The organism is Cupriavidus sp. 05T313 (genome assembly GCF_056396665.1).
This window is the reverse complement of sequence record NZ_JBFTLX010000289.1, coordinates 1-8248: the sequence shown is the minus strand read 5'-3', so window position 1 is coordinate 8248 and position 8248 is coordinate 1. Positions and strand designations below refer to the sequence as shown.

The window sequence follows — 8248 nt, the reverse complement described above, 5'->3', positions numbered from 1 at the left end:
GTCCAGCAGGATGCGGCCCTCGGTCGGGTCGAAGAAGCGCGGCACCAGGTTGACCAGCGTGGTCTTGCCGCTGCCCGACGGCCCCACCAGCGCCACCACCTCGCCGGCGCTGACGTTGAAGTGGATGTTGTCCAGCGCCGGACGGGCGGCATCGCCGTAGCGGAAGCCCACCTTCTCGAATACCAGCTCGCCACGCGCGCGCTCAAGCGGCAGCCCGCCGTTCTGCGGCTCGACCGGCTCATCGATCAGGCCGAAGATCATCTCGGCCGCGGTCAGGCCGCGCTGCAGCGGCTGGTTCAGGTCGGTCAGGTGCTTGAGCGGCGAGACCAGCAGCAGCATCGCCATCACAAAGCCGGTGAAGCTGCCCACCGTGGTGTGGTTGGTCTGCGACTGGATCATCGCGATGGTGAGGATGACCGACAGAGCCAGCGCCGCCAGGAATGCCGTGACGGGCTGGTTCAGCCCGCCCGCCACTGCCATGCGCATGGAATAGCCACGCAGGCGCTCAGCCATGGCCGCGAAACGCGACGTCTCATAGGCTTCGCCGCCATGCAGCTTGACCACCTTGTAGCCACCGGCGGCTTCCTCGACCACGTAGGCGGCGGTGTTGGTCAGCGCCTGGTGGTCGCGATTGAGGCGGCGCAGGCGGCGATTGACCTTGGCCATGACGAAGCCGATCACCGGCAGGATCACCGCCACCACCAGCGTCAGGCTCCAGTTGGTATAGAACAGGTAGACAAGGAGCGCCAACACGGTGAGCGAATCGCGCACCAGGGTGATCAGCACGCCGGTCAGGATCTGCATGACCTGGTTGACTTCGAAGATCACCGCATTGATCAGCGACGCCGCGGTATTGCGATGGTAGAACAGCGCGGGCGCATGCAGCATGCGCTCGAACATCTGCATACGCATCTTCAGCAGCACCCGGTTGGAGATCAGGGCGAGCAGGTAGCCGGAAGCGAACTGCGCCACCCCGCGTACCAGTGCCACGCCAATCAGCAGCGCCGGCACGTGCCAGAGCTTGCCGGCATATGCGCCGCCGAAACCGTTGTCGAGCAGGTCATTGACGACCTTCGGCATGATCCCTTCGGCGCCCGCCACAGCCGCCATCGCGATGATGGCAACGATGAAGATGCGCATTTCCGGACGCAGGTATGACCAGACTCGCTTCAGGGTGTCGGCTTCCTGTGCCGGGGGTGCATTTTGTTCTTGGACTTTCACGGTTTCTCCACCCCGTCGGTCCGGGGATACTTTGCTTGTACTGCAGCCAGCCCGAGCAAGAGCCCGATCACGCCGGCATAGAAAACGATACTTGCCTGGTGGGCCATCGTGACCTGGGTCAGGCCGCCAATCAGGCTGGCCATGACGACCGCCAGTCCGGCCGCGGCAAGGCACTCGCCACGCTCGTCGCCCTGGCGGCGGCTCTGGCGCAAGAGCCCGAAGAACAGCCAGGCCGGCACCAGGAAAATCGACATGACGGCAATCAGGCCGGGCACGCCCATGGTGGCAAGCGCCTCCATCACGTCGTTGTGGGCATGCTCCAGGCAGAACTGGTGGCTGCGGCTGACCTGGCAGGCCGGCAGTGCCTCCGTCAGCTGGCGGAACTGGCTCAAGCCGATCCCGCTCCATGGATGCGCTGCGAACGCCGTGGCCGCCATTTGCCATATCAGCAGGCGCGCGCCGGTCGAGGTATCCGCATTGCCGGCCTCGAACTGCGCAACATCCTGGCCGACCAGGTCCACCCGCTTGGCGACCGGGCTGCCCGGCACCAGATAGAGCGCACCCGCTAACGCCGCCAGCAATGCCACCATGCCGATAAAGGCCGGCAGCCGAATGCGGCGGTAGCGCACCGCGAGCAGCGGGACCATGGTCAGGGCCAGGGACAGCCAGGCGCCACGCGATCCGTTGAGGACCAGCACGGCACCCGCCACCACCAGCCCCCCCCATGCCAGCGCATGGTCGAGCCGGCGATGGCCCGGCCGCGCAAATCCGATCAGCCCGAACGCCGCCACCATATTGGCAAAGGCGATAGGCTGGGTCCACGCCGCCGGGCGGTCATCATGCAGCACCAGGAACTGGTACGCCACGATCAGCAGGCAGGACACCAGCGCCAGTGGAATCCCGTACCAGAGCATGCGGCTGTCCGGGCGATGCCGCAGCACCGCCAGGCAGGTCAGCAGGGCCAGCAGCACGCGCGTGGGGTTATCGATCGCGCTCCAGCGCAGGCCGAAGAGCAGCTTGGATGCGATGCACACCACAAGTACCGCTAGAATGGCTAGCCCGAGCGGGACCAGCAGGGAGCGATACCACGCCATGGTCAGGCCCATGCCCCGCCAGCCCAGCAGCATGGCCAGCACCACCGCGCCAATGAAGATGCCCGCGCYGCGCGGTACGCTCAGCAGCAGCACGGGGAAAGCAAGGACCAGCCCGTTGGYCAGCCATGCCTGTTTGGTCGCACGAAACACCATAAGCAAACTCTATGAGAATCTCAGTCGTACTAATTACAAAAAACGAGGCACACAATATCCGGGAGTGCCTGGAAAGCGTGTCCTGGTGCGACCGCGCGATTATAGTGGATTCGGGTAGCCAGGACGGGACGGTCGAACTGGCCCGCAGCCTGGGTGCCGAGGTCTTCGAAACCGAGCACTGGCCGGGTTTCGGCGCCCAGAAAAACCTGGCGGTGTCGAAGGCCGACAGCGACTGGATCTTCTCCATCGACGCCGACGAACGGGTCACTCCCGAGTTGCGCGACGAGATCCTCGCGGCGATCGCGTCCGGCCAGGCCGACGCCTACGAAATGCCGCGCCTGTCGCGTTTCTGCGGCCGTTTTATCCGCCACGGCGGCTGGTATCCCGACTACGTCACACGGTTGTTCCGGCGCGGCCGCGCCCGCTTCACCGACGATCTCGTGCATGAACGCGTGATCTCCGACGGCCCCACCGGCAAGCTGAACACGCCGCTGCTGCATTACACCTACGACGACTTTTCGCAGGTGCTGCGCAAGATCGACCAATACTCCACCCTGGGCGCCCGGCAGGGCCTGGCGCGCGGCAAGACGGCCTCGCCCGCCGGCGCCGCGCTGCATGGCGCCTGGGCCTTCCTGCGGACCTACCTGCTGCGCCGCGGCTTTCTGGATGGCGCGCAAGGCCTCGGCGTGGCGCTGATGAACGGCCAGGCCAGCTACTACAAGTACATCAAGCTGTGGTACCTGCAGCAGCAGAAGCGGCAGGAGCAGCCGCGGTAGGGGTTGCCGCCCCCGTGCATGGAGCGCCCAGCAGATCGTCGACGCAAGCGCCGAAAGCTGCCGAGGTCGGGCCAAAGCCCATCTGCTCGATATGGACCGCCGCATAGGCCAGCAGCCGGGCACGCAGCGGCTCGTCCTCCAGCCCGCGGCGAATCGCCTCCGCCAGCGCGGGCACATCGCCAACCGGCGTCAGCAGCCCGGCCTTGCCCTCGGCCAGGATCTCGCGCGGGCCCACAGGGCAATCGGTGCTCACCACGAACTGGCCGAGCGCCATGCCTTCCAGCAGCACATTCGGCAGTCCCTCCATCTTGGAGCTGAATGCCATCAGCCGCGCATGGTGGATCCAGGCATAGGGATTGGGCTGGAAGCCGGCAAAGCTGACGCGCTCGCTGATACCCAGCTCGCGCGCGAGCGCCTCAAGCCGGCCGCGTGAAGCGCCGTCGCCCACCAGCACCAGCCGCTCGCGCAAACCCGTGCCCCTGACCAGCGCCGCGTAGGCCCGCAGCAGCGTGGTGAAATCCTTCTGGCTCTCCTCCAGCCGCCCCACCGAAACGATGTAGGGATGGGCCGGCGGGCTGAACGGTGCCTTGCCAAGCGCGCGAATACGGTCGAGATCGGTGGCGTTGTAAAGGCGGATGAACTTGCCGGCCGCCTCGGGAATCAGCGCCCGCGCATCCGCCAGCATGGTGTCATTGAGCACGACGATGCGGTCATAGTGCTCGCGGCACTGGCGCCGCAGCTTGCGCAGCTTGCGGCGGTTCTCGCGCTCAAGGTGCGCCACGCTGAAATGCTGGTAGCCAATCATCGGCACTGGCAACCGCCCTGTCAGCCGCGACAGCGACATGTCGTAGTCGATCACCAGGTCATAGTCGCGCAGGATGCCGCGAAAGCGCCGGTTGACCAGCGGCTTGCGCAGCGGCGGCAGCAGCACTTCCTCGTAGATCTTGCCAAGCGGGCCCAGCTTGCCCGCTTTCTTAAGTTGCCGGCAACGCGACAGCCAGGCTTCCGGCGCGAGGATGTGGAGCTTGACGTCCGGCGGCAACAGCGCGCGGAAATGGGTCTCCAGTGCTTCGGTCGGATAGGTCAGGGTCAGGCCTATCTCGAAGCGTTCGCGATCCAGCGAGGCGAGCAGCGACACCAGCGAGGTCTCGATGCCGCCGCGCAGGAAGTGAGTCAGGTGAAAGAGGATGCGTTGCTTAGCCATGCGGGGCTTGTGTGATCCATGGAATGACGGGATGGCAGCAATACCGATCAGGGCGGCGCAATGCCGTTGCCGCCCTGCCGGCAGCCCGGGTCAGCCGTACAGCATGCGAACGTTCTCGCCCGACAAGGCCGAGCGGAAGCTCGCGAGCGCATCCTCGGACGGCGTGACCAGCCATTGCCGGCCCAGCTCCGCCTCGCAGCGGGCACCGGTGGTGGCATAGCTGATGCGCACCGGCAAGCCAGGGCTGTTGGCCACCGTCGCCAGGTAGGGCGTGAGCAGTTCGCGCAACAGCTCGGTAGAGGCATTGCCATTGAAAGCCAGGCCGACCGCTTCGGCGTACTTGGCGCGCGCCGCCACCAGGTCCATCACCGATTCGGCGGTGAAACGCACGCCGCCGGTAAAGGTGTCATGGCGGGCGTTGCCTTGCACGATCACCATCTCGTCCTCGCGGAACATATGGCGGTTGGCGTCGAACAATTCGTTGAACACGGTCATCTCGACCTGCCCGGTGCCGTCGTCGAGCAAGACGATCAGCATCTTGCCGCGCTGCGTCATCTGGGTACGCATGCCGGTAATGACACCGGCGATCACCTTGCCGCGCACATCGCGGCCATAGCCGCCGCCATTGCCCTGTACTTCCTTCTCCAGCCCGGCCAGCGTGCCTTTGAGGAAGCGGCCGACTTCGTCACGATAGGCATCGAACAGGTGCCCCGAGAAGTAATACCCCAGGGCCTGCTTTTCTTCCTGCAGCGTGCGCTTGGGCGCCCAGCGCGGCTCGTCGACCAGTTCGGGACGGTGCGATTCACCGGCGTCGGCCATCAGGTCGAACAGCGAGACCTGGTTGGCCGACTCAGCCTTCTGCTCGGCGGCCTCCATCGCGAGCGACACGGAGGCAAGCAGCTGGCCGCGATTGTCATTGAGGCTGTCGAAGGCGCCGGCGCGGATCAGCGCCTCGATGGTGCGGCGGTTGACCTGGCGGCGGTCGACGCGCTCGCAGAAGTCGAACAGGTCGGTGAAGGGCTTTTCCTCGCGAGCGCGCAGGATGTCTTCGATGGCGCCCTGCCCCGAGCCCTTGATGCCGCCCAGGCCGTAGCGGATCGTCTTGGCATCGGTCGGCGCGAAGCGGTATTCGCTGGCGTTGACGTCGGGCGGCAGCACCTTGAGGTGGTTGAGCTTGCAATCCTCGTGCAGGATCTTGACCTTGTCGGTGTCGTCCATGGCGAGCGACATATTGGCTGCCATGAATTCGGCCGGATGGTGCGCCTTGAGCCAGGCCGTGTAATAGGCCAGCAGCGCATAGGCGGCCGCGTGCGACTTGTTGAAGCCGTAGCCCGCGAATTTCTCCATCAGGTCGAAGGTGTCGTCGGCCTTCTCGGCGGTCAGGCCGTTCTTGGCCGCGCCCGCGCGGAACAGCTCGCGGTGCTGGGCCATTTCCTCGGCCTTCTTCTTACCCATGGCGCGGCGCAGCAAGTCGGCGCCGCCCAGCGAGTAGCCGCCGATGATCTGCGCCATCTGCATCACCTGCTCCTGGTAGACCATGATGCCGTAGGTCTCCTTGAGCACCGGCTCGACGCGCGGGTCCGGGTACTCCACCTTCTCGCGGCCGTGCTTGCGCGCGCAGAAGCTGGGAATCAGGTCCATCGGGCCCGGGCGGTAGAGCGCCACCAGCGCGATGATGTCCTCGAAGCGGTCGGGCTTGGCGTCCTTCAGCATGCCCTGCATGCCGCGGCTTTCCAGCTGGAACACGGCTACCGTGTTGGCCGTCTTGAGGATGTCGAAGGCGGGGCCATCGTCGAGCGGAATGTGGCTGCAGTTCCAGTCCGCCCTGGTCGGATCGAGCCGGCGGATATAGCGTTCGGCCCAGTCCAGGATGGTCAGCGTGGTCAGGCCCAAGAAGTCGAACTTGACCAGGCCTGCCGCTTCCACGTCGTCCTTGTCGTACTGGCTGACCACGCCGCTCATGCCGTCGTTCTGCGCGCCCTGGGTATAGAGCGGGCAAAAATCGGTCAGCTTGCCTGGCGCGATCAGCACGCCGCCGGCGTGCATGCCGACGTTGCGCGTCATGCCTTCCACGCGCTGYGCCAGCTCCAGCAACTGGCGCACTTCCTCTTCGTTCTTCTCGCGCTCGGTCAGGAGCGGCTCTTCCTTCTTGGCTTCCTCGATGGTGACGAGCTTGCCCGGCTTGAACGGAATCAGCTTGGCGATGCCGTCGACGAAACCGTAGCCCAGGTCAAGCACGCGGCCCACGTCACGCACCGCGGCCTTTGCGGCCATGGTGCCGAAAGTCGCGATCTGCGAGACGGCTGCGTGTCCGTACTTCTCCTTCACGTAAGTGATCACCCGATCACGGCCGTGCTGGCAGAAGTCGATGTCGAAGTCGGGCATCGAAACCCGTTCCGGGTTCAGGAAACGTTCGAACAGCAGCGCGTATTTGAGCGGGTYCAGGTCGGTGATGCCGAGCGCATAGGCCACCAGCGAGCCAGCGCCGGAGCCGCGCCCCGGCCCTACCGGCACGCCATTGTTCTTGGCCCAGTTGATRAAGTCSGCCACSAYCAGGAAGTAGCCYGGGAARCCCATCTTGATGATGGTGCCGGTCTCGAACTCCAGCCGGGCGTAGTACTCGGGGCGCTTGGCCTCGCGCACAGCCTCGTCGGGGAACAGCACCGCCATGCGCTTTTCCAGGCCTTCCTTGGCCAGGTGCACGAGGTAGTCGTCGAGCGACATGCCGTCGGGCGTGGGGAACAGCGGCAGGCGCGGCTTGCCCAGTTCCAGCGTGAGGTTGCAGCGGCGCGCGATCTGTACCGCGTTTTCCAGCGCGGACGGGATGTCGGCGAACAGCGCGCACATCTCGTCCTGGGACTTGAAATACTGGTCGGTGGTGAAGCGCCGCGTGCGGCGCGGATTGGCCAGCAGTTCGCCTTCGGCGATGCAGGTGCGGGCCTCGTGCGCGGTGAAGTCGTCGGCGGTCATGAACTGCACCGGATGCGTTGCCACCACCGGCAGGCGCATTTTGGCCGCCAACTGCACCGCCTGCTGCACATAGGCATCGGTGCCGGGCTGGCCGGCACGCTGCAGTTCAATGTAGAAACGCTGCGGGAAGACCTTGGCCCAGTGCGCCGCGGCTTGTGCCGCTACCGCCTCATTGCCATTGGCCAGCGCCACGCCGATATCACCGCCCATGGCCCCGGAAAGAGCAATCATGCCAGTGGCCAACGGCAGGCCCTCTTCACCGGCCTCGTCAAACCAGGCCGGATCGATCTCGGCGCGGCCGCGGTACTGGTTCGACAGCCATGCGCGCGACAGCAGCACGCACAGGTTGAGGTAGCCGCGCCGGTCCTGGACCAGCAGCAGCAGCCGCGTGGGCTTGTCGCGATCGTCGGCGTTGGTCAGCCAGACGTCGGCGCCGACCACGGGCTTGACGCCGCCGCCGCGCGCTTCCTTGTAGAAGCGGATCAGGCCGAAGGCGTTGGCCAGGTCGGTCAGGGCGAGCGCGCCCATGCCATCGGCGGCGGCGGCCTCGACGGCGTCCTCAAGACGCACGATGCCATCGACGACGGAGTATTCGGAATGGAGACGGAGATGAACGAAGCGAGGTGCAGACATGGGCGTAATTGTACCGGCTCGGCATGTCCTCGCCCGCCTTCTTTGCGCCACGGACCGCACGGCAAGACCAACCCGGCCGCTCGGAAAAGACCAGCACGAGGCCTTCAAGGCGCTATAATTTCGCCTTTCCAATCAGGCAGTTACCGCGCGGTCACAATGCGCGGGCCGGGCGTGCGCCACCTATGCAGATCGTAAAC

The 8248-nt window shown here is 65.6% G+C and carries 5 protein-coding genes; 1 reads left to right on the top strand and 4 read right to left on the bottom strand.

Annotated elements, in window-relative coordinates; all coding sequences use genetic code 11:
• On the bottom strand, positions 1 to 1140 hold a 1140-nt coding region (locus AC1DKD_RS36105), incomplete at its 3' end, for an ABC transporter transmembrane domain-containing protein (RefSeq protein WP_477144358.1).
• Positions 1141 to 1217: 77 nt separating this feature from the next.
• Positions 1218 to 2468 (bottom strand): O-antigen ligase family protein, encoded by a 1251-nt coding sequence (locus AC1DKD_RS36100; RefSeq protein ID WP_477144357.1) that lies wholly within the window; start codon positions 2466 to 2468, stop codon positions 1218 to 1220.
• An 11-nt stretch (positions 2469 to 2479) separates the two neighbouring features.
• On the opposite strand from AC1DKD_RS36100, the gene AC1DKD_RS36095 reads away from it, so the two are divergent.
• The gene (locus AC1DKD_RS36095; RefSeq protein ID WP_441634408.1) at positions 2480 to 3244 is read left to right on the top strand and encodes a glycosyltransferase family 2 protein; all 765 of its coding nucleotides are present in this window, start codon (positions 2480 to 2482) and stop codon (positions 3242 to 3244) included.
• Here the strand turns inward: AC1DKD_RS36095 and AC1DKD_RS36090 are convergent.
• Entirely contained in the window at positions 3195 to 4448 is a 1254-nt protein-coding gene (locus AC1DKD_RS36090) for a glycosyltransferase (RefSeq protein WP_441634410.1), read from the bottom strand. The two genes, AC1DKD_RS36095 and AC1DKD_RS36090, sit on opposite strands and share 50 nt — an antisense overlap.
• A gap of 90 nt (positions 4449 to 4538) precedes the next feature.
• Positions 4539 to 8051 carry a DNA polymerase III subunit alpha gene (dnaE, locus tag AC1DKD_RS36085; RefSeq protein WP_477144356.1) on the bottom strand — a complete coding sequence of 1171 codons (3513 nt, stop codon included), beginning with the start codon at positions 8049 to 8051 and terminating at the stop codon, positions 4539 to 4541.
• Positions 8052 to 8248 lie beyond the last annotated feature (197 nt).

Bases quoted from the DNA above. Each gene is read 5' to 3' on its own strand.
- AC1DKD_RS36095 (WP_441634408.1), top strand. From the start codon at position 2,480: ATGAGAATCTCAGTCGTACTAATTACAAAAAACGAGGCACACAATATC.
- AC1DKD_RS36090 (WP_441634410.1), bottom strand. From the start codon at position 4,448: ATGGCTAAGCAACGCATCCTCTTTCACCTGACTCACTTCCTGCGCGGC.